The organism is Lysobacter sp. 1R34A, from assembly GCF_051217035.1.
In the GTDB taxonomy this organism is placed as follows: domain Bacteria; phylum Pseudomonadota; class Gammaproteobacteria; order Xanthomonadales; family Xanthomonadaceae; genus Lysobacter.
Genome location: NZ_JBPKJP010000010.1, coordinates 39,907 through 59,636, shown reverse-complemented (window position 1 = coordinate 59,636; position 19,730 = coordinate 39,907). Strand labels below are relative to the sequence as shown.

At 69.5% G+C, this 19,730-nt stretch carries 22 protein-coding genes; 10 read left to right on the top strand and 12 right to left on the bottom strand.

Features of this window, described 5'->3' with window-relative positions; genetic code table 11:
- The first annotated feature begins 5 nt into the window (after window positions 1–5).
- The 3 genes from ACSAMQ_RS05340 to ACSAMQ_RS05330 all read left to right on the top strand — a co-directional run bounded on the left by ACSAMQ_RS05340 (window position 6) and on the right by ACSAMQ_RS05330 (window position 2,299).
- A complete protein-coding gene (locus ACSAMQ_RS05340; RefSeq protein ID WP_435394653.1) occupies window positions 6–1,022 on the top strand; it encodes a zinc-dependent alcohol dehydrogenase family protein in 1,017 nt (338 codons plus the stop codon).
- Window positions 1,023–1,173: 151 nt separating this feature from the next.
- Window positions 1,174–1,737 (top strand): N-acetyltransferase family protein, encoded by a 564-nt coding sequence (locus ACSAMQ_RS05335; protein WP_435394652.1) that lies wholly within the window; start codon window positions 1,174–1,176, stop codon window positions 1,735–1,737.
- A 16-nt stretch (window positions 1,738–1,753) separates the two neighbouring features.
- Window positions 1,754–2,299: a GNAT family N-acetyltransferase gene (locus ACSAMQ_RS05330; protein WP_435394677.1), complete on the top strand. Its 546-nt coding sequence runs from the start codon at window positions 1,754–1,756 to the stop codon at window positions 2,297–2,299.
- 38 nt (window positions 2,300–2,337) lie between these two features.
- Here the strand turns inward: ACSAMQ_RS05330 and ACSAMQ_RS05325 are convergent, their stop codons facing one another.
- From ACSAMQ_RS05325 to ACSAMQ_RS05310, 4 genes are all read right to left on the bottom strand, one after another.
- The gene (locus ACSAMQ_RS05325) at window positions 2,338–3,396 is read right to left on the bottom strand and encodes a DNA methyltransferase (protein WP_435394651.1); all 1,059 of its coding nucleotides are present in this window, start codon (window positions 3,394–3,396) and stop codon (window positions 2,338–2,340) included.
- Entirely contained in the window at window positions 3,383–4,516 is a 1,134-nt protein-coding gene (locus ACSAMQ_RS05320) for a hypothetical protein (protein WP_435394650.1), read from the bottom strand. Before ACSAMQ_RS05320 ends, ACSAMQ_RS05325 begins: the two co-directional genes overlap by 14 nt.
- Window positions 4,517–4,788: 272 nt before the next feature.
- Window positions 4,789–6,213, bottom strand: coding sequence for a nicotinate phosphoribosyltransferase (locus tag ACSAMQ_RS05315; RefSeq protein ID WP_435394649.1), 1,425 nt, complete (start codon window positions 6,211–6,213; stop codon window positions 4,789–4,791).
- 72 nt (window positions 6,214–6,285) lie between these two features.
- A complete protein-coding gene (locus ACSAMQ_RS05310) occupies window positions 6,286–7,341 on the bottom strand; it encodes a bifunctional nicotinamide-nucleotide adenylyltransferase/Nudix hydroxylase (RefSeq protein WP_435394648.1) in 1,056 nt (351 codons plus the stop codon).
- Window positions 7,342–7,481: 140 nt separating this feature from the next.
- Between ACSAMQ_RS05310 and ACSAMQ_RS05305 the strand changes: the two genes are divergently transcribed.
- Window positions 7,482–8,474, top strand: coding sequence for a hypothetical protein (locus ACSAMQ_RS05305; protein WP_435394647.1), 993 nt, complete (start codon window positions 7,482–7,484; stop codon window positions 8,472–8,474).
- 108 nt (window positions 8,475–8,582) lie between these two features.
- Here the strand turns inward: ACSAMQ_RS05305 and ACSAMQ_RS05300 are convergent, their stop codons facing one another.
- Window positions 8,583–8,810: an RNA-binding S4 domain-containing protein gene (locus ACSAMQ_RS05300; RefSeq protein WP_435394646.1), complete on the bottom strand. Its 228-nt coding sequence runs from the start codon at window positions 8,808–8,810 to the stop codon at window positions 8,583–8,585.
- Between the two features lie 179 nt (window positions 8,811–8,989).
- Here ACSAMQ_RS05300 and ACSAMQ_RS05295 point away from each other — a divergent pair, with 179 nt between their 5' ends.
- Together ACSAMQ_RS05295 and ACSAMQ_RS05290 are read left to right on the top strand one after the other, a co-directional pair.
- On the top strand, window positions 8,990–9,982 hold the full coding sequence (locus ACSAMQ_RS05295; RefSeq protein WP_435394645.1) for a zinc-dependent alcohol dehydrogenase family protein: 993 nt from the start codon (window positions 8,990–8,992) through the stop codon (window positions 9,980–9,982).
- Between the two features lie 10 nt (window positions 9,983–9,992).
- Window positions 9,993–10,382 (top strand): MAPEG family protein, encoded by a 390-nt coding sequence (locus ACSAMQ_RS05290; RefSeq protein ID WP_435394644.1) that lies wholly within the window; start codon window positions 9,993–9,995, stop codon window positions 10,380–10,382.
- On the opposite strand, the gene ACSAMQ_RS05285 is transcribed toward ACSAMQ_RS05290, so the two are convergent.
- Window positions 10,383–10,655 carry a GIY-YIG nuclease family protein gene (locus ACSAMQ_RS05285; RefSeq protein WP_435394643.1) on the bottom strand — a complete coding sequence of 91 codons (273 nt, stop codon included), beginning with the start codon at window positions 10,653–10,655 and terminating at the stop codon, window positions 10,383–10,385.
- A gap of 150 nt (window positions 10,656–10,805) precedes the next feature.
- On the opposite strand from ACSAMQ_RS05285, the gene ACSAMQ_RS05280 reads away from it, so the two are divergent.
- A complete protein-coding gene (locus ACSAMQ_RS05280; RefSeq protein ID WP_435394642.1) occupies window positions 10,806–11,840 on the top strand; it encodes a fatty acid desaturase in 1,035 nt (344 codons plus the stop codon).
- A 255-nt stretch (window positions 11,841–12,095) separates the two neighbouring features.
- On the top strand, window positions 12,096–12,407 hold the full coding sequence (locus ACSAMQ_RS05275) for a metalloregulator ArsR/SmtB family transcription factor (RefSeq protein WP_031373429.1): 312 nt from the start codon (window positions 12,096–12,098) through the stop codon (window positions 12,405–12,407).
- Between the two features lie 71 nt (window positions 12,408–12,478).
- On the opposite strand, the gene ACSAMQ_RS05270 is transcribed toward ACSAMQ_RS05275, so the two are convergent.
- A complete protein-coding gene (locus tag ACSAMQ_RS05270; protein WP_435394641.1) occupies window positions 12,479–13,543 on the bottom strand; it encodes an SRPBCC family protein in 1,065 nt (354 codons plus the stop codon).
- Entirely contained in the window at window positions 13,540–14,526 is a 987-nt protein-coding gene (locus tag ACSAMQ_RS05265; protein WP_435394640.1) for an acyl-CoA desaturase, read from the bottom strand. The genes ACSAMQ_RS05270 and ACSAMQ_RS05265 overlap by 4 nt, the downstream gene beginning before the upstream one ends.
- Here ACSAMQ_RS05265 and ACSAMQ_RS05260 point away from each other — a divergent pair.
- Complete coding sequence (locus ACSAMQ_RS05260; protein WP_435394639.1) at window positions 14,525–14,662, top strand: hypothetical protein; 138 nt, start codon at window positions 14,525–14,527, stop codon at window positions 14,660–14,662. The two genes, ACSAMQ_RS05265 and ACSAMQ_RS05260, sit on opposite strands and share 2 nt — an antisense overlap.
- Before the next feature lie 300 nt (window positions 14,663–14,962).
- Here the strand turns inward: ACSAMQ_RS05260 and ACSAMQ_RS05255 are convergent, their stop codons facing one another.
- Entirely contained in the window at window positions 14,963–15,469 is a 507-nt protein-coding gene (locus ACSAMQ_RS05255) for a GreA/GreB family elongation factor (protein WP_435394638.1), read from the bottom strand.
- A gap of 78 nt (window positions 15,470–15,547) precedes the next feature.
- The gene (locus ACSAMQ_RS05250; RefSeq protein ID WP_435394637.1) at window positions 15,548–16,117 is read right to left on the bottom strand and encodes a hypothetical protein; all 570 of its coding nucleotides are present in this window, start codon (window positions 16,115–16,117) and stop codon (window positions 15,548–15,550) included.
- Between the two features lie 169 nt (window positions 16,118–16,286).
- Between ACSAMQ_RS05250 and dbpA the strand changes: the two genes are divergently transcribed.
- Entirely contained in the window at window positions 16,287–17,693 is a 1,407-nt protein-coding gene (dbpA, locus tag ACSAMQ_RS05245) for an ATP-dependent RNA helicase DbpA (protein ID WP_435394676.1), read from the top strand.
- Window positions 17,694–17,782: 89 nt separating this feature from the next.
- Here the strand turns inward: dbpA and ACSAMQ_RS05240 are convergent, their stop codons facing one another.
- Both ACSAMQ_RS05240 and ACSAMQ_RS05235 read right to left on the bottom strand, forming a co-directional pair.
- Window positions 17,783–18,178, bottom strand: coding sequence for a DoxX family protein (locus tag ACSAMQ_RS05240; protein ID WP_435394636.1), 396 nt, complete (start codon window positions 18,176–18,178; stop codon window positions 17,783–17,785).
- A gap of 193 nt (window positions 18,179–18,371) precedes the next feature.
- Entirely contained in the window at window positions 18,372–19,571 is a 1,200-nt protein-coding gene (locus tag ACSAMQ_RS05235) for a glycoside hydrolase family 64 protein (protein WP_435394635.1), read from the bottom strand.
- Between the last annotated feature and the right edge of the window lie 159 nt (window positions 19,572–19,730).

The window sequence follows — 19,730 nt, the reverse complement described above, 5'->3', positions numbered from 1 at the left end:
CAGACATGAAGGCTTATCGCATCGACAGTGGCGCCGGCATCGCCGCACTGGAACAGTTCGAGCGCGCGTCCGCGCCCCTCGGCGCCGGCCAGGTGCGGGTACGGGTCCGCGCGGTGTCGCTGAACTTCCGCGACCTGATGATCGCCAAGGGCAGCTACCTGAGCGGGCCGGCGGCGCCGTTCGTGCCGGCCTCCGATGCGGTCGGCGAAATCGTCGAAGTCGGCGCCGGAGCCTCGCTGTGGAAGGTCGGCGACCGCGTCGCGACCAGTTTCTTCCCGCATTGGCTTCAGGGCGCGCCGACCCCGCACGCCACCCGCGAGGCCTTCGGCGCGGTGCTCGACGGCGTGCTGGCCGAAGAGATCGTGATCTCCGAGCAGTCCGTGTTCGCGGTGCCCGAGCATCTCGACGACGCCCAGGCCTCGACCCTGACCTGCGCCGGCGTCACCGCATGGAACGCGATGTTCGTCGAGGCGAAATTGCAGCCCGGCGCCAGCGTGTTGCTGCTCGGCACCGGCGGGGTGTCGATCTGGGGCCTGCAACTGGCCAAGGCCGCCGGCCTGAGGGCGATCGTCACCTCGTCGAGCGACGAGAAACTCGTCCGCGCCAAGGCGCTCGGCGCCGATGCCACGGTCAATTATCGCAGCACCCCGGAATGGCAGCACGAAGTGCGCGCGCTGACCGGCGGCCGCGGCGTCGACGCGGTGCTCGAGGTCGGCGGCAAGGGCACCTTGCAGCGCTCGATCGACTCCGCGGCGATGGGCGGCACCATCGCCATCATCGGCGGCGTCAGCGGCTTCGCCGGCGAGTTCGATCCGTTCGCCTTGATCACCGGCGCCAAGCGCCTGTCGGGCATCTATGTCGGCAGCCGCGGCATGGCCGAGGACTTGTCGCGCTTCGTCGGCGTCAACCGCATCGTCCCGGTGGTCGATCGCGTGTTCGGTTTCGAGCAGGCACGCGAGGCTTACGACTATCTCGACGCCGGTGCCCACTTCGGCAAGGTCGTGATCCAGGTCGCCGGCTGAGCGCCGCCCGAGCCGGGGAATGCCGACGGCGGCCGCGGAACGTCCGCGGCCGCCATGGCTGCTTGCGGCGTGGCGCGGTTGCGACTTTCCGCCGATGTGCGCGGCGTGGCCGGTGTGCGATCTTGAGCGCAACCCCCTCGATCGAACCCGCATGAACACCGCCTCCACCGCTCCCTCGAATACCGACGGCGAGGCCGCGCGCATCCGCCGCGCCGGCGCCGACGACGCCGGGGCGCTCGCCCTGGTCGGCGCGGCGACCTTTCTGGAAACCTTCGCCGGCATCCTGCACGGCCGCGACATCGTCGAGCATTGCCGCCGGCAGCACGCCCACGCGGTGTATGCCGATTGGCTCGGCGACGCGAGCGCGGCGCTGTGGCTGGCCGAAACCGAGCAAGGCGCGGCGCCGGTCGGCTACGCGGTGCTGACGCCGCCGAAGCTGCCCTTGCCCGACCTGGGCGAGCACGACCTCGAGCTCAAGCGCATCTACCTGCTTTCGCGCTTCCACGGCGGCGGCGTCGGCCGCGGGCTGATGCGGCAGGCGGTCGCCGAAGCGCGCACGCGCGGCGCCCGCCGCCTGCTGCTCGGCGTGTACGCCGGCAATGCGCGGGCCTTGGCCTTCTATGCCCGCAACGGCTTCGAGCAGGTCGGCGAACGCCGCTTCCAGGTCGGCGGCAATACCTACGGCGACGCCATCCTGGCGCTGGGCCTGGGTTGAGCGTGCGGCCTTGAGCGTGCGCATCGAACCGCTGAGCGCCGGACGCATCGAGGCCGCGCTGGGTCTCGACGGCAGTTTCCTGGTCGACTCGCGCCTGAGCCTGCGCGCGAGCGACGGCGTCATCGGCTACGACATCGTGCCGCTGCCGCCATACCGCAAGCGTTACCGCGACCAAGCCGACGATGACGACCTGCGCGAGTATCTCGACGCCGGGGACCGCATCGCCTTCGTGGCGATCGAGCAGAACGAGACGATCGGCCGCGTGCTGGTGTCGACGAACTGGAACGGATACGCGTTGATCGACGACATCGCGGTCGACGCGGGCCGCCGGCGCAGCGGCGCAGGCGCGGCATTACTGCAGCGCGCGATCGGCTGGGCGCGGGATCGCGGTCATCCGCGCCTGATGTTGGAAACCCAGGACCATAACGTAGCCGCCTGCCGCTTCTACGCACGCCACGGCTTCGTTCTTGGCGGTTTCGACCGCTTCCATTACGGCCACGATGCCGCGGTGAGGCACGAGACCGCCTTGTTCTGGTATCTGGATTTCGCCGCGGCCGGCTGAGCGAACGCGTCCGCGCCACTGCAGCGCGACCAACGGGCTCAATCGGCGGCGTGCTGGCTCGCCAGGCCGAGATCCAGACGCACCAGACGGCCGAGACGGTCGCGACGCTGCGCACGCAGATACCAATGCTGCGCCAGCCGTTCGATCCGCAGCGGCGGCCGCACCGGTTCGCCCCACAGCGCGAGTTCGTAATGGCGCTCGTGCAGCCAATACAGCAGGCGGTTGAGCTCGGCCTCGTCGTCGGGCAGGCGCAGGTCGGCATCGGCGGGCGGGCGCGGCAAGGCCTGCGGCCCCAGTTCGAGCCAACGCGCGAAGCTGCCGTACAGGGTGTACTCGAAACCGGCCGCGCGGATCGCCTCGAGTTCGGCGCGGGTGCTGTCGAGGCAGACCGTCTCGGGCATCTTCTGGAACACCAGCGCGTATTCGTGGCTGCGGTCGCTGCGGGTGGCGCCCGGCGCCCGCGGTTCGGCCTCGCGCGGGTAACACAGCAGGCGCTCCTCGCGGGTCACGAACAGCTCGCCGAGCAGGCGGCCCAGATCCCAGGCCAGCGGGAGCATGCGGCCGTCGATGACCAGGTTCTCGGCCGTCGCGATGCAGAAGCCGCCTTCGGGCAAGGCCTTGCGCACGGCATGGAAAATGTCGCGCAGACGCTGCAGGTAGGCGGCGTAATCGTGTTCGTCGTAAAGCTGGCCGGGGTTCGCGCCTGCCAGCGGCCAGCGGCAACCGAAGTAGGGCACGTTGGTCAGGCACAGGTCGATCGGGCGCGGGATCTCGACCTGCGGCAGGCCGCCGATCGCGATCGGCGCATCGACGCCGTGGCGCGCCAGGCGTTCGCGCGCGAGTGCGGCGCGGCCGGGGTCGATCTCGGTGCCGCAAGCGTCGCGGCCTTCGAGCGCGGCGGCGAGCAGGGTGGTGCCGAAGCCGCAGAAGGGGTCGAACACGCATTGCCCGGGCCGGGTGAAATGGCGCACGAACGGCCGCATCTGGTCGACCCAACCGCAGTCGCGTCCGCCCAAGGGGTCGCGCTCGCGCAGGTCCTCGGGCAGGCGATGCTCGGGCGGGTCCGGCGTCGGCACCCACCAACTACGGCTGTCCATGCGCGGGCTCCCACAGGATGTCGCGGTCGGGCTGCCACCCCGCGCACAGGCGGCCGTTGGCATGGAACACCAACTTGTAGAGATCGCCGCTGGCATGGCGGCGATGCATCGCGCCGTAGTCGGAGGACTCGAAGACCACGTCCAGGCCGCGAGGCTCGTCGCGCAGGCGCAGGTTCCAGAAGTAATAGCCTTCGGTGATCCGTTGCGGCGTCATCCGCGCCCACCACGGCGCGGCCATGCAGTCGGCGAGCATCGCTTCGATGGCGACGCGCTCGCGCTCGATGTAGCGGCGGCTGCCGGTGTCGCGGTAGTCCGGCCCGAGCCGCGAGAACTCGCGGAAGATCACCGTGCCGGCGCCGCACTGCCGGGCCCAGTTTAGATAAGCGTCGATGCCGGCGGCGTCGTCGACGCCGCCGTGCTGGAGAATGCAGACCTGGCGCAGCGGCAGCGCCTCGGCGATGCGGCGCGCGACGCCTTCGAACACGGCGGCATCGGCGATGGCCTCGCGTTCGCGAAAGCGCATGATGGCCTGGTTGCGCAGCGGCTCGGGATGATGGCGCGACAGCTCGACCCAGGACAGGCCGAAGCCTTGCAGTGCGGCGATCAGTTCGTCGCCGCGTGCGCGCGCGAAGCCGGCGCCGTTGCTGTAGAGCACGCGCTCTTCGACCGCGACCCCGTCGCGTTCGGCCGCGGCGAGCGTGCCTAGCAATTGCAGGAACCAGGTTTCGTCGTCGCTGGCTTCCAGCCCCGACAGCGACCAGGACAGCGGTACGCCGCGCAACTGCGCCAGCGCCTGCGACAGGCTCGCGAAATAGTCGGCGCCCGGCCGCAGGGTCTGCGCGAGCGGGCCGCCTTCGCTGGGGCGCAGGGTTTCCGAGCAGAACCGGCAGCGCGCCGAGCAGGCGCGCGCGGACGCGTAGGGCGTGAAGGTGATGGGTTGGGCGAAGCGGTAGTCGCGGCCGTTCAAGCGGTGCGAGTACCAGCGCGCGGCGTCGTCGCCGGGAGCGCGACGGGCGAGGTGCGGGGTGGCCGCGCGCAGGCGTTCGAACAAGGGCGAAGCAGCGCTGAGGGGCAGGCTGGCCGGGTCGGCGGCGGCAAGCCCTTCGAGAGGGGCTGGCATGGGCGGGCTCCTGAGGGAGGCGTGCGTGGTCGGGTGGTTATGGGTGAGGGGCTGCGTTCGCTTTGGCGTCCGTAGGAGCGCCGCCCTCGCCCTGCCCTGACCCTCTCCCGCAAGCGGGAGAGGAAAACCGTTGCGTCGCGCTTGGCGACTGTTTCGCTGCGGGGAGGGGAGACCGTCGCGTTGCGCTTGGCCCCTCTCCCGCTTGCGGGAGAGGGGCTGGGGCGAGGACCGCTTGCCAAGCCTCACCGCCAGGGCCTCAATCAACCCTCGTCTCAAAGCCGCGCCGCGTTGGCCAGCGCGCGCACCTGGGCGAAGGTCCAGTCGTTGACGATGCGGCCGTCTTCCCACACCGTCACCATCGCGTCGTCGAAGCCCATCGGCTTGACCGCTTCCTCCAGCGAGGCCGCTTCCGGCGGCACCGGCACGGTCTTGAAGTGGCCGTATTCGCGGTGGCGCACCAGAGTCATGCGGCCACGCTTGCTCGACTTGCCCTTGTCGGTGACCGGGTCCTTGTAGACGTCGATCCATTCGCCGTCGATGCGCGCGGCCGAGCACTTGAGCGCGAACTTCTGGGTGTCGCGGTCGAGCCGCTGCAGCAGGGCGCCGCCCATGCCGAAGGCGAGGTTGTCGGTGGCGTAGCCGTAGCTGGTGATGCGTTCGAGGATGGCGCGGATGCTGGTCGGGTTGATGCCGTCGCCCTGGATCACCCGCACGTGGTTGAGCACCTTGTAGCCCTTGCCGTTGACGGTGTGGCCGAAGGCTTCGTCGAGCATGCTGACGCACTGGTGGACGACGTCGACCGGGTCGCCCGAGTCCGGCCGCACCACCAGGGTCGCGCCGGAGGCGATGACCTCCTCGCGCAGGGTCTTGCCCCAGTGCTCGCGGATCGCATGGAAGATGTCGTAGCTGTCGGAGACCACCGCGACGATCGCGCCGGGCTTGCCGAACTGGGTCAGCATGTTGCGGTAGGCGTCGACCTCGTGCTCGCGGCCCCAACTGGTGATGGTGCTGTGCTCGGCCGCCGGGATCGAATAGCCCGCCATCGGCTCGTGGTAGTAGCGGCGCGCCAGCAACAGGCCGGAGACGGTGTCGGTGCCGAGGAAGTTGACCAGGTGCGCGGCGCCGCCGAACGCCGCCGATTCGGTGCTCGACACGCCGCGCGCGCCGAAGTCGTGCAGCTTGAACGGCAACTGGCCTTCCGGGTCGTCGCTGGTGCGTTCGAGGAACTGGCGGATGGTCTGCTTGGCGTGCCAGCTGATCGTCGCCACCGTCACCGGGTACCACAGCCGCAGCAACAAGGTTTCCAGGTACGAGGGCACCCAGTAGGCCTGCGGGTCGGTCGATTCGATCGTCACCAGCGCCTGATGGGTCGGTACCACGGTGCCCTCGGGCACGGCGCGGATGCGGATCGGCAACAGGCCGCCGTGGGTGTCGACGATATAGCGCCACCCGGCTTCGTTGAAGGGCTCGCCGTGGGCGGCGAACAGGTCGCGCGCCTCGTCGATGTCGGCGTGGGTGACCGGCTTGGCCAGGTATTCCTTGAGGATCGCCTGCAGGCCGAAGAACACCGTGCGGTCGTGCACGCCGCCGCGCGATTCCACGTAGAAGAAAGTGGCGTCGGTGCCGGGCGGGTACTGCAGCCAGTGGCTGGCCTTGTAGCTGTCGGTGTTGAGCAGCAGGTTGTCGAGGCATTGCATGACGGGAAGCTCCTTCGCGTCGAGTGTGTCCGGCGGTCTGTCCACCGGCGGAAGCCGGGCGATCCGGACGGATCAGCCGCGGCCGAGAAAGTATTCGAGGATGTGCAGGTGGTCTTCGTACAGTTGCGGGCCCATCTCCAGCGCTTCGGCCACCGCGATCCAGCGCGCCTTGTCGGCGTCGTCGCCGCCGCGCACCGGCGGCAGCTCGCCGCTCGGGAACTCGAAGTGGTAGGCGTGGGTGATGGTGCGGCCGCGCGAGCTGCGCTCGGGGTGGTCGAACACGCGCTCGCCTTTCAGCGAACCCTTCAACACCGGCAGCGGCAGCTTGAGCCGGGTTTCCTCGCGCAGTTCGCGCAGGCAGGCGTCGAGCAGGCTCTCGCCCTGGCCGACGAAGCCGCCCGGCAGGGCCCACAGGCCCTTGCCCGGTTCGGCGCGGCGGCGCACCAGCAGCACGTGGCCGGAATGCACGACGACCGCGTCGGTGGTGACGAAGGTCGGCGGATACGGCGCGTCGGCCCAGGCCGCGCGGTAGCGCTCGATGAACTGGTACTCGGCGACCAGTTGGGTGAAGGCCGGCGAACTCTTGCGGAAGGCTTCGAGCATGTCGAACACCGGGCCGGGCACGTTGGCGCGGATCAGCATCAGGCCGCCGTGGCTGTCGATCTGGTTGGCCTCGAACAGATAGCGGCGCAACTCGGTGGCCGACAGGGTCGCGGTGTGGCTGACGTCGACCAGCGGCCACTGCGGAAACTCACGCAGGTAATAGCTGGAGGCGTCCTTGTCCATGCCGACCAGGCCGACCCGCGCTTCGCTGCCGCCGCCGTCGTGGCGGACCGCCTCGGCGACGGTGCGCTGCACGCTGGCGATCCACTGGCTCTCGTTGTAGAGATGGTCGCGCAGCGGCTGCACGATCAGGCGATCGCCGGCATCGGACAGGGTGGCCTGGATCATCACCGCGCGCTCGGCGACGGTGAAGGGGTTCTTGATGGTGCGGGGGGTGTCGGCGGAACCGACCAGGAAGATGACCTTGCGGGCCTTGCCCAGCGCGTGGCGGGCGACGGCGGCGTGGCCGTTATGAAAGGGCTCGAAGCGCCCGATGAAAACGAGGTAATCGAATTCGATTGCCATGAGAATCCCTCACGGAGTTGAGTCGCCGCCGGTCTGTCCGAGGGCGTGGGGAAAATGCTACGCCGATGACGCGCGCCGTCAAGTGCCGGCGCGCGCCACGACGCGCGCCTACAATCGGCCGACTTTGCATGGAGGCGGCGATGGCGATGATCGTTCCGGAGTTCTGGGCCGAAGCCCGGGTCCACCAGGCTTTCGACAAGGGCCACGCCTCCGGCCGCCGCTCGCTGACGGTGCGTCGCTTCGGCTGGTCGGACGCGAGTCTCGCCGAGGCGCAGGCGATGGCCGACGCCCGGGCGCGCGAGGCGTTCGACCGCATCCTCGCCGGCGAATCCCTGCTCAAGCGCGAACCGCGCGTGCCTTACGACGCCGAAGGCCTGCCGATCCGCGAGCAGATCGTCGAGCGCGACGGCGACCTCGTCGTCACCCGCAACAGTTATGGCGCGCGATGCCTCAACACGCCCGAGGTGTTGTTCGCCGACGTCGATTTCGACGAGCCGGTCTCGGCATGGCGCAAGGGGTATTTCTGGACGTCGCTCGCGCTCGCCATCGCGGTCGGCGCGGCGACGCACTGGGGCCTGGGCGTGCTGACGATGGTCGCGGTGCTGTGGCTGTTCGCGCTCGCCGCCGGCCTGCAGTCGCGGCGCAGGCACCGCGCCGACGGCGGCCCGGAAGGCCGCGCGACCGCGCGCATCCGGGCCTTCGTCGCCGCGCATCCGGACTGGCATCTGCGTTTGTATCGCACGCCGATGGGGCTGCGCCTGCTCGCCATGCACCGGGTGTTCGACCCGAACGAGGCGGCGGCGATCGAGTTCTTCGAGGCGATCGGCGCCGATGCGCATTACGCGCTGCTGTGCCGGCGCCAGCATTGCTTTCGCGCCCGGGTCAGCCCGAAACCGTGGCGCATCGGCATGCACAGCTATCTGCGGCCGCGTCCCGGCGTGTGGCCGATCGCGGCCGAGCGCATGCCCGAACGCGAACGCTGGGTCGCGGAGTACGAACGCAAGGCCGAGGGCTATGCGTCTTGCCGCTTCGTCGAAGCCTTGGGCAGCAGCGACTACGTCTCGGCCACGCGCAGCGTGCAGCGCGCCCACGACGACTGGTGCAGGGCGACGACGACCTTGCCCCTGGCCTGAAGAAACGACGGCCGCGCCCGAGCGCGCGGTTCGCCCGCGCGGCCTGGACAATGGCCTGGAGCGGCGCGTGAGCCAGCGCGTGACCAGCGCGGGCTCCGGCGAGCCGCGTCAGGCGCCGGCGACGACCTCGATCCTGACGCCCTCGCAGGCCACGGTCTGGCCCGCGCGGATCTTGCAGGTCTTGCGCAACTCGACCTGGCCGTCGACCCGGACCGCGCCGCTGGCGACCATCGCCTTGCCGGCGCCGCCGCTGTCGCACAAGCCGACCAGCTTGAGCAATTGGTTGAGTTCGACGTGTTCGTGCTGGGCGTCGAGTTCGAATCGGATCGGTTGCATGCGGGCCGGGCGTGAGCGGGTGGGGCAGGGTCGCAGTGCTGAGACCTGGGCGCAAGACGTTTGCACCGCCGCGGGCGTACTCTCGCGTATGCAGTCGGCCCCCGCAGCTCGCGCGATCGGGCTCCGGCCGGGTTCCGGCCGGGCCGCAACGCCTCTCCACCGCCTCGAGGACGCATTCCATGAAGAAAGCCCAGTACGCGCAGCGCGGCCCGGTGCCGCAGGACGTCATCGAGGCGGTCGAGTTCGAAGCGCCGCCGCTCGGCGCCGGGCAGGTGCTGATCGAGGTGCTGGCATCGCCGATCAACCCCTCCGACGTACTCACATTGACCGGCGAGTACGGTCTGCTGCCGCCGCTGCCCGCGGTCGGCGGCAACGAGGGGGTGGGGCGGATCGCCGCGGTCGGGCCCGAGGTCGCCCATCCGCAGGTCGGGCAGACGGTGTTGCTGCCGATCCAGGGCGGCACCTGGGCCACTCACCTGGTCGCCTCGGCCAAGGGTCTGGTGCCTTTGCCGGGCGACGCCGACCCCAAGCAACTGGCGATGATCACCATCAATCCGCCGACCGCCCTGCTGATGCTCAGCGAGTTCGTCGACCTGCAGCCGGGCGACTGGGTGATCCAGAACGCGGCCAATTCCGCGGTCGGCAGCTATCTGGTCCAGTTGGCCAAACTGCGCGGCCTGCGCACGGTCAACGTGGTGCGGCGCGAGTCGGCGGTCGAGGCGGTGCGCGCGGCCGGCGCCGAGGTGGTGCTGGTCGACGGCGACGATCTGGCCAAGCGGGTGCGCGAGGTCACCGGAAAGGCGCCGATCAAGCTCGGCATCGATGCGGTCGGAGGAGTGGCGACCCAACACATCGCCCAGGCGCTCGGCGAGGGCGGCATCCTGGTCAACTACGGCGCGATGAGCGGCGAGGCCTGTTCGATCTCGCCGGCCTCGTTCGTGTTCCGCGACGTGACCCTGCGCGGGTTCTGGCTGTCGCGCTGGTTCCAGGCGGCGACGCCGCAGCGCCGCGCCGAGGTGTTCGGCGAGATCGGTCGCCTGGTCGCGACCGGGCAACTGACCGCGCGGGTGCAGGCGACCTACGGCCTGGACCAGATCAAACAGGCGGTCGCCGCGGCCGCCGCCGGCGAGCGCGACGGCAAGATCCTGATCCTGCCCAACGGCCCGGTCTGAGGCGACGGGCATGAGCATCGAACTGCAGATGCTGGCCTGGTCGATCGTGCTCGCGATCGTGCACTTGCTGGTCGCGGCGGGCTTCATGACCGCGCAGCGCGGCCTGCGCTGGAACGCCAGCGCACGCGACGGCACCCCCGAGCCCCTGACCGGGGTGGCCGCGCGGGTCGACCGCGCCTGGCGCAACTTCCTCGAAACCTTCCCCTTGTTCGCCGCCGCGGCGCTCGCGGTCGGGCTGGCCGGGCGCGGCAACGACGACACCGCGCTCGGCGCCCAGCTCTACTTCTGGGCGCGGCTGGTCTACGTGCCGGTGTACGCGGCCGGCATTCCCTACCTGCGTTCGGCGGTGTGGGTGGTGTCGCTGTGGGGCCTGATCAAGCTGGTCTGGGCGCTGTTCTGATCAGGCCGGGACGGCGGCCGACACGGCGGCGTTTGCGCAAAGCGCGCGTTTCGCGCTCGCGCTGAGCTGCTTGATCGCGTACTCCGCGCGCTGCGCCGATGAACGGTCGGGGTGCGGGAACCGCGCCAGCAGTCGCAGCGGCGGGTGCGAACGGGTGTAGCGCGCGCCCTTGCCGGCGACGTGCTCGGCGTAGCGGCGCTCCACATCGACGGCCACGCCGGTGTACAGGCTGCCGTCGCGGCATTCGATCAGATAGACGTACCAGGCGGACATGCCGCATAGCCTAGCGGGGGTCGGGGCCGCCGGAGCAAACGGGCGCTAAAAGTCCGAAGCCGGATAGCGATCACGTCCATACGCCTGCGAACGTCATTGCCAGGTCAGGATGCGCTGACCACAATGGACCCTCCTCTATGGAGTTGCCGCTTGAACGCCGACGCCGAACCGCAATCCACCGTCACCAACCTGCGTCAGCTTTGCGCGCGTTTCGCCAAGCCCCAACTCGGACGGGCCGTCTGGCAATTGATCAACACCCTGGTGCCGTTCGCGATCCTGTGGACGCTGATGGCCTGGAGCGTGGTCGGCGACTGGGGCTACGGCTGGACCCTGCTGATGGCGATCCCGGCCGCCGGCCTGTACGTGCGCACCTTCATCATCCAGCACGACTGCGGCCACGGTTCGTTCTTCGCCAGCAGCCGCGCCAACGATCTGGTCGGGCGCTGCCTCGGCGTGGTCACCCTGTTCCCGTACGGTTACTGGAAGAAGACCCATGCCGTCCACCACGGCACCTCGGGCAACCTCGACCGCCGCGAAATGGGCGACATCGAAACCCTGACCGTGGCCGAGTACCGCTCGCGCTCGTGGTTCGGCCGCCTGTGCTACCGCCTGTACCGCAGCACCCCGGTGCTGCTCGGCGTCGGCCCGTTGTACCAGTTCGTCATCAAGCATCGCTTCCCCTTCGATCTGCCCTTCACCTGGAAGCGCGAGTGGGCGAGCGTGCTGTTCAACAACCTGGCGCTCGGCCTGATCCTGCTGTCGATGGGCTTCGCGATCGGCTGGCACACGGTGCTGATGGTGCACCTGCCGGTGGTGCTGATCGCCGGCGCGGTCGGCGTGTGGCTGTTCTACGTCCAGCACACCTTCGAAGACGCCTACTGGACCCGCAAGGACGACTGGAACTCGCACGAGGCGGCGATCGCCGGCAGCTCGTTCTACGACCTGCCGCAGATCGTGCATTGGTTCACCGGCAACATCGGCTACCACCACATCCATCACCTTTCCAGCCGCATCCCGAACTACCGCCTGCGCGAGGCGTACGAGTCGAGCCCGCTGCTGCAGGCCGCACCGCGCCTGACCATCTGGTCGAGCCTGAAGTGCGCGCGCCTGAAGCTGTGGGACGAAGAACTCAAGCGCATGGTCGGTTTCCCGAAGCGCGCGCGCGTGGAAGCCGTCGGCGCCTGAGCCGGGCTTGAGCAGCACCGTGCAGCGCAAGGCTGCACGGTCCGGGGCGCGAGCGCCCCGATCCCATACCCGCGTTCAATCTCGCGGCGGCCCGCTGACTTCCGCCCGGCGCACGCCTCGCGCGGCCGCGCCGGCGCCACTGCCTGTCCGAACCTGAAGCTCGGGCCGGCCCGACCGGCGGCGCTTGACTTCGGGTGGGTCGGAATTAGTATTTTAGTTAATTAAGCAAATATCCGGGGCCGCGGTTCCCGCCTGATGCAGGACAAGATCTTCGAAGCCCTGGCCTCGTCGCCGCGACGGCAGATCCTGGCCTTCCTGTCCGAGCGCGAACTCAGCGCCGGCGACATCGCCGCGCGCTTCGAGATGAGCGCGCCGGCGATCTCGCGGCATCTGTCGGTGCTGGTCAACGCCGGGCTGATCAGCAGCGAGCGCCGCGGCCAGTTCGTGGTCTACAAGCTGGTGCCCGACAACCTGGTCAACACCCTGACCCAGTTCGCCTTCGAGATCTGCCCGGTCGGCGGCCCGCTCAAGCGAGAAAGCCGGCGCGCCAAAAAAGCCGCCGGCTGAGCCCCCGCTCGCCAGCTCTAGTTCCTGATTCCTGATTCCTGATTCCTCGTTCCTAGTTCCTAGTCCCCGGCTCAAGCCGCCTGCGCGCGCTGCCGATAAAACTCCAGGATGACCTCGCTGAAATCGCCGATCAGCCAATCGGCCAGCGGCACCGCATACCAGTTGAAGCCGGTGCTGACCCGGTAGTCCATGCGGATCGTCAGCTCGGTCGCGTCTCCGCGCGGGGTCAGGGTGTAGGTGGTGTCGCGCAGGTCGAAGTAATCGCCGCCGATGCGCACATGGTCGTCGAGCGCGCCGGCCGGCACCGAGTCTTCCTCGAACAGGTACTGCCAGCGCACATGGCGCTGCGGCTGCCAGTCGCTCGACATCTGGCGGAAGTGGATGCCCTTGCCCATGCGCACCTCGCGCACCAGGCCGGTGTCGGTGCGATGGGTCACGCCGGCGAGCGGGGTCGGCACGCCGATCCGGTACATCCAGGCGCGATCGACCTCGGCGGCCTGGATATGGTCGGCGTCGAGCAGATGCTTCCAGACCTCGGCCGGCGCCGCCTGGATGAGGACGCTGCGTTCGACATGCTCGAAGCGCTGCGGGGTTTCGTTGCCGACGCCGAGTGCGGCCAACACCACCGGCAGGGCGACGAAGCTGTAGACGGTCGGGGTGGCGGAGCGTTGGTTGAGGCGGCAGATCGCTCCCATCACCACGCCGCCCAGCCCGCCCATGGCCGCGAACAAGGGCAAGGCCATCAGCACGCAGATCAGCCCCTCGAGCATCATGAACATGCTGCCGAGCACGCACAGCGACACGCTGAGGACCGGCATGAAGAAGTGATACCCGATGCCGCGCGGCTTGATCTTCTCGGCCAGGTACACGGTGACCGCGCCGATCGCGAACGGCGCAAGCACGATGAACACCCACAGCATGGTCGCGAAGGCGGTGCCGGGCTGGCCATTGAAGGCCAGGCGCAGCAGCAGCCCGATCAGGGCGCCGCCCAGTACCGGCGCGATGCCGGCCAGGACGGCGAGGCCGGGACTCAGGCGCCGCGCCGGCGGTGCAGTCGCAGGTTGCGGCAACGGCGCAGGGGCGGGCAGCGGCGGCGGGACAGGCGACGGCGGCAGTTCGGGCGGTTCGGTGCTCATGGGACGGTCCGGGTGAGTCGGGTGGATGCGGCATCGGCGAATGACGCCGCGGGGGTCGGTTCCAGGCGATGCAGTTCCTCGCGCGGCGGCAGGTCTTCGGGCAGGCGCAGGCGCCAGACCAGGCCGATGCGTTCGCAGGCGCGCAGCAACCACCAGCCCGGGTCCCATTCGCCGGCATACAGGCCGAGCCGCGCCGAGCCCGGGAAGGCGTGATGATTGTTGTGCCAACACTCGCCCATGGTCAGCAGCGACATCCAGCGCACGTTGCGGCCCTGCACGGCGGCGCCGCGGACCTCGTGATGCATGCCGCCGTGATTGTGGGCGAAATAGCCGACCAGCCAGTGACCGAACACGCCGGCGGTGACGCGGGCGCAGACGCCCCAGAACACCCAGCCCCAGCCGCCGATCGCGAAGAAGGCCAACGCCCAGGGCAGGTGCTGCCACATCCAGGTGCGTTGCAGGAAACGGTAGTAGCGATCCTCGGCGATGCGCGCTTCGATCTCGATGCGCGGCGGCGCGCTCAGCCGCAGTTCGCAATGCAACTGCCACCAGGCGTCGACGGCGAAGGCCCTGCGATGGGCGAGGTAGTCGTGGCAGTCGGGCAGGCGCTGGGCGTAATCGCGCAGGTCGTGGGTACGCACCAGCCCGATCGGGCCGGCCAGGCCGACCTGCACGCCGCAATACACCAGCAGGTACTCGAGCCACTTCGGGCAGGCGAAACTGTCGTGGATCAGCTTGCGGTGCATGCCGAGCGAATGGCCCAGCAACAGCACGGTCGCGGTCGACACGACGAACAAGGCGAACGCCGGCCAGCTGAAGGTTGCGATGCCGCCGACCACCGCGCCCAGCGCCATGCCGGTGAACCACAGCGAGCGCACCGGTTCCCAGACCACGCGGCCGTCGCTGACGCTGCGGACCGAGGCGAGCCGGTCGGCCTGCGACCGGACGCGGTGCGATCGCAGGCTTTCGGGCAATGCGTTCATGACCTCTCCCTGGTGGAACGTGTCGAGCGTGGTGTCCGGGCAATGGTTCGACCGGGTGGCGCCGCGCGGAGGCCTGCCGCCCGGCGAAACCCGGTACGCGGTGCGGCAGGCACTGTTGCAGGTATTCAGCAATTAACTAATTTGCTAAATGATTCTTCGGCCTTCGGACAGCGTCAAGCGCTTGCCGACGAGCGGTCGGGGAAGCGCGCAAGGGGGCAGGAGCGAGCGACACGCCGCGCCGCCGGCAGAAGGGGGAAGGCCGCAACGAAAGACTATCGATGCGGTCGCGATAGTGCGCCCCCTGAGGGTTGCGCTTGCGCCGTCCGAGTGCCGGCGAACCATGCTGACGCGAAGATTGGCTTGCAGATCGCGAGATGCCCCGCCGCCGACCGCCTGCATCGGAGCGGCGTTGCCCGACGGGACAGCGCGCCCCAGCTCAACCGTAATCGATCGCCAGCACTTCCACCGCCAGGTCGCCGGCCGGCCGCTTCCACACCACGCTGTCGCCGACGCGCGCGCCGTGCAGCGCGCGCGCGAGGGGCGATACCCAGCTGATCAGGCCGAGTTCCGGGTCGGCTTCGTCTTCGCCGACGATGCGGTAGCGGTACTCGCGGCCGTCGTCGTCGACCACTTCGACCCGGGCGCCGAAGGCGCCCCGGTCGGCGGGCTGGCGCTCGGGCGCGATGGTGATCGCGCCGAGGATGCGCGCCTGCAGCCAACGCATTTCGCGCTCGACGTGGGCGCGTTCGAGCCTGGCGCCGACCGCCTCGGCGTCGACCGCGGCCAGGCGCCGGACCGCGTCGTCCAAGCGCGCGCGCAGCAAGCCCATGCCGCGCGGGGTGACGTAGTTGGGATGCTCGCTGATCGGCAGTTCGGGCAGATCGCCGGCGCTTTCGTCGCCGTCGCCTTCTTTGACGAACGCGCGGCTCATGGATGCAGGCAAGACGGAATCATGCCGTCACGGTAGGCGGCGCGGCGTTGTCGCCGGGTGAGCGCGCGGCAGCGGGCGCGGCGTTCGCGCCTATTCGACGAAGTCGAACAGGCGATAGATCCACGACAGCTGATAGACCAGGCTGGCGGCGACGAAGGCGCGGTGGAAGGTTTCCGAGCGGGTGCGGATCGCGACCAGGCACAGCAGCACGTAGCTGAGATTGCGCAGCGGGTACTCGATGCCGAAGCTGTCGAAATAGGCGCGGCCCTTGATCAGGGTGTCGCCGAAATCGATCAGGTAGGACATCGCCATGATCCCGAAGAACCACTTGCGCCGCGACTGGAAATAGTCGCGCCAACTGCCGTAGTCGCCGATGTCGTCGGGAAACAGCAGGGTGCACAACAGGTACAGCACCACCACGTACAGGATCAGGAAAGCGTAGGCGACGAAGCTCCACTGCACGTGATGGACCAGGCGGAACTCCCACCACCAGAAGTGCGCGAGCAGGGTGAACATCGAGATCGCCCAGGCGATGTGCACGCCGTAGACGCGGTCGCGGCCGGGGTGCTGGACGAACCGGGCCAGGCCCTTGAGCAGGGTGGTGATGGCCAGGCCCAGGACGATGCCGAGCAGGACGCGGATATGCAGGAACTGCTCCATGACGGGTCTCCAGGCCGGATCGGCAAGGGGGCGGGGCAGGCAGGACGGCAGGGCGGACGATGCCCGCAGCATAGGCCGGACCGCGCTCGCCGGGGAGGCTGAGAGCGTCATGACGACCGCGAATCGCGACACCGAGCCCATGCTCGGCCCGAAGCTGCGATCATGGCGCATGAACGATCCGACCTCTTCCAGCGCGGCCCCGGCCGCCGCCTTCGAATCACTGTCTCTCTCGCCGGCCCTGCTGCAGGGCGTGGCCGCGCTCGGCTACACCGCGATGACGCCGATCCAGGCGCGCGCGCTGCCGGCGATCCTCGACGGCCGCGACCTGATCGCGCAGGCGCCGACCGGCAGCGGCAAGACCGCCGCCTTCGGCCTGGGCCTGCTGCAGCGGCTCGACCCCGCAGCGATCAAGACCCAGGCGCTGGTGCTGTGCCCGACCCGCGAGCTCGCCGACCAGGTCGGCCAGCAACTGCGCAAACTCGCCTTCGCGATTGCGAACCTGAAAGTGTCGGTGCTGTGCGGCGGCATGGCGCTGGGGCCGCAGTTGGCCTCGCTCGAACACGCGCCGCACGTCGTGGTCGGCACGCCCGGTCGCCTGCAGGAACTGCTGCGCAAGAAGGCGCTCAAGCTCGACGGCGTGCGTACCCTGGTGTTCGACGAGGCCGACCGCATGCTCGACATGGGCTTCGAGGAGCCGATGCGCGAGATCGTCGCCAAGACCCCGAAGACCCGCCAGAGCCTGCTGTTCTCGGCGACTTTTCCGGACGCGATCAGGGACCTCGCCCGCGGTGCGATGCGCGAGCCGGTCGAAGTCACGGTCGAGGGCGAAGCCGCGGCGCTGCAGATCGAACAGTATTTCTACGAAGTCGAAGCGGCCAAGAAGACCCCGCTGCTGGCCGCGCTGCTGCTGGAATACCGCCCGGACTCCTGCGTGGTGTTCTGCAATATGCGCAAGGACACCGAGGAGGTCGTCGGCTCGCTGAGCCATTACGGTTTCACCGCGCTGGCTCTGCACGGCGAGATGGAACAGCGCGACCGCGACGAAGTGCTGGTGCGGTTCGCCAACCGCAGCTGCAACGTGCTGGTCGCCAGCGACGTGGCCGCGCGCGGGCTCGATGTCGAGGAACTCGCCGCGGTGGTGAACTACGACCTGCCGACCGATCCGGACGTGTACGTGCACCGCATCGGCCGCACCGGCCGCGCAGGCCGCGGCGGCATCGCCCTGAGCCTGTGCGGGCCGCGCGAGAGCGGCCGCGCCGAACAGATCCAGGAGCGCCAGGGCGCGCCGCTGGCCTGGCGCCGCGCCGTGCCGCTCGCCGGCAAGGCCAAGAACGCGCCGGTCGCGCCGATGGAAACCCTGCGCATCGACGCCGGCAAGACCGACAAGCTGCGGCCCGGGGACATCCTCGGCGCGCTGACCGGCGACGCCGGCCTCAAGGCCGACGCGATCGGCAAGATCAACGTATATGCGACGCGCTCCTACGTCGCGGTGGCGCGCGCGCAGGCCGGCGCCGCGCTGGCGCGCCTGCGCGAGGGCAAGATCAAGGGCCGCAAGTTCCGGGTCAACCGGATCTGAAGCACATGCCGCCGTGGGGACGGGCCGGGAAATCCGGCCCGACGCGAGCGGCGCCAGAAGCGGCAGCGCCTGCGCGCTGCCGCTGAATCCTATTGGCCGTTGACGCTGTACCGGCCCGGGCCGACCAAGGCCAGCGCGACCGCGCTGGCGAGGAACATCGCCTGCAGCTCCACCGCCCAGCCGCCTTGCTCATTGAGCTGGCCGAGCTGGCCCAGGTGCACCAGGCCCAGCGCGACCAGCATGTTCGCGGCGATCAAGGCCGCGCCGATCCGCGCGTGGTAGCCGAAGATCACCAGCGCCGGCGCGAGCACCTCGCCGATCAGCACGCCGTAGCCGAGGAAACCCGGCAGGCCCTGCGCTTCGACCAGGCCGACGATGCCGGCGGTGCCGCCGCGCAGCTTGGCGATGCCGTGCAACAAAATCAGCACGCCGAGCGCGAGACGAAGAATCAGCTTGCCCAGGTCCTGTTGCTTGTCGGCGTTCATGGCGTCTCCGATGGGGGCCGCCGCGAGGGCGGGTCGTCCGCATCATAGGCCAGGCGCCGCGACGCCTGCTGCGCTGCGGTATGGAGCGGCCGGCCGCGCGTTGCGAGCGCGCGGCCGGCCGCGCCGCCAGGACGAAGATGTCCGTGCCGGCGGCGGTTGGGCAGGGTCTACGCCGCCGTTCTTCTGGATGACGTCAGCGCAGGGCGCGCAAGGTCACCGTCAAAGTGTCCGGGTCGCCCGAACGCGCCGCGCCGCTGAAATCCTGGCCGCCGCTCGGCGAGACATCGTCGTAGGGGAAGGCATAGCCGCGGTTATCGGGCAGGCGTTCGTGGACCAGCCGCGCGTAGTGGTTGGTCTGGGCGTTGCGATAGAAACGGCTGGCGACTTCGCCGTTGGGCTGGTCGGCGTTGTCGAGCAGGGTGGTGCGGTTCAAGGCCGCGGCCAGGCGCGGAATGATCGCCTTGCGCACCTCGCTGGCGCCGGCGAGGCTGAAAGGCCCGGTGTCGCAGCTCAACACATCGGCGGTGCTGGGCCGGGCGAAAGTCTCGCCGTTGTTGAAGCGCAACAGGCCGTCGCCGCCGACGCGCGCGGTCAGGCGGCCGAAGCCGGACTGGGTGTCGACGGTCAGGGTGGTCGAGGCGTACTTGCTCCAGACCGCGTTGATGTAGCCGCTCAGATAATTCTGGAAGCGGCCGGCCTGGTAGTGCGCGCTCATCGCGCGCAGGTTGAGGCCGTTGCTGCCGCGCTGGATCAGCGAATCCCAGGCCGATCCCTCGCGGGCGGCCTGTTGCTGCAACGCGTAGCAGATCGGATCGAGCGAGCCGGCGGGCAGGCCGGGGACGGTTTCGACCCGGCCCGACAGCGATCGCAGCGACAAGCCCAGCGGCGCGGCGACGAAATCGACGTAGCTGATGTTGGAGAACAGCTCGTACTCGTTGAAGGTGAACTCGGCGAAGGTCCAGTTCTTGTCGAAGTTCGGATCGCCGGTGTTGAGGAAGCTGGGGTGGACGATGGCCGGGCCCGGATTGACGAAGAAATCGAGCTTGGCTCCTGTGACGACGTAGATGCGCGCACCGTACATGCGCGGGATCGAGACCCGCGTCGACGAGCCGTTGCCGCCGAGCGCGATCGCGCAATCCTGGCCCAGCGGGGTCACCGGCGACGACGGCGAGGGCGGGTAATAGCTGCCGCCGTCGGCGCGCACGAACAGGGGACGTCCGCCCGACAGGCCGACCACATAGGCGTAGGCGGTGTTCTGGCCGGAGGCGTTGACCAGGTTGAGGGTGAAGCGCTGCGGCGCAGCCGCGGCCGCCTCGCGGGAGGCGAAAGGCGAGACGGCGCCGGCCGCGATCGCGGCGGCGGAGGCGCTGAGGAAAGTACGGCGGGTAACCATGGGAGGACTCCTGAGCAGGGGCAAGCCTTCGGCTTCCCGTGCCCGATGGGCCCAGGCGGCGCAATGCCGCGGGAAACGCGAGCTTGGCGTGGGTGGTCGTGACCGCCCGCGACGCGATCGCCCGCGCGCCTGCGCTCACGCCACGCACCTTGGCCTCGA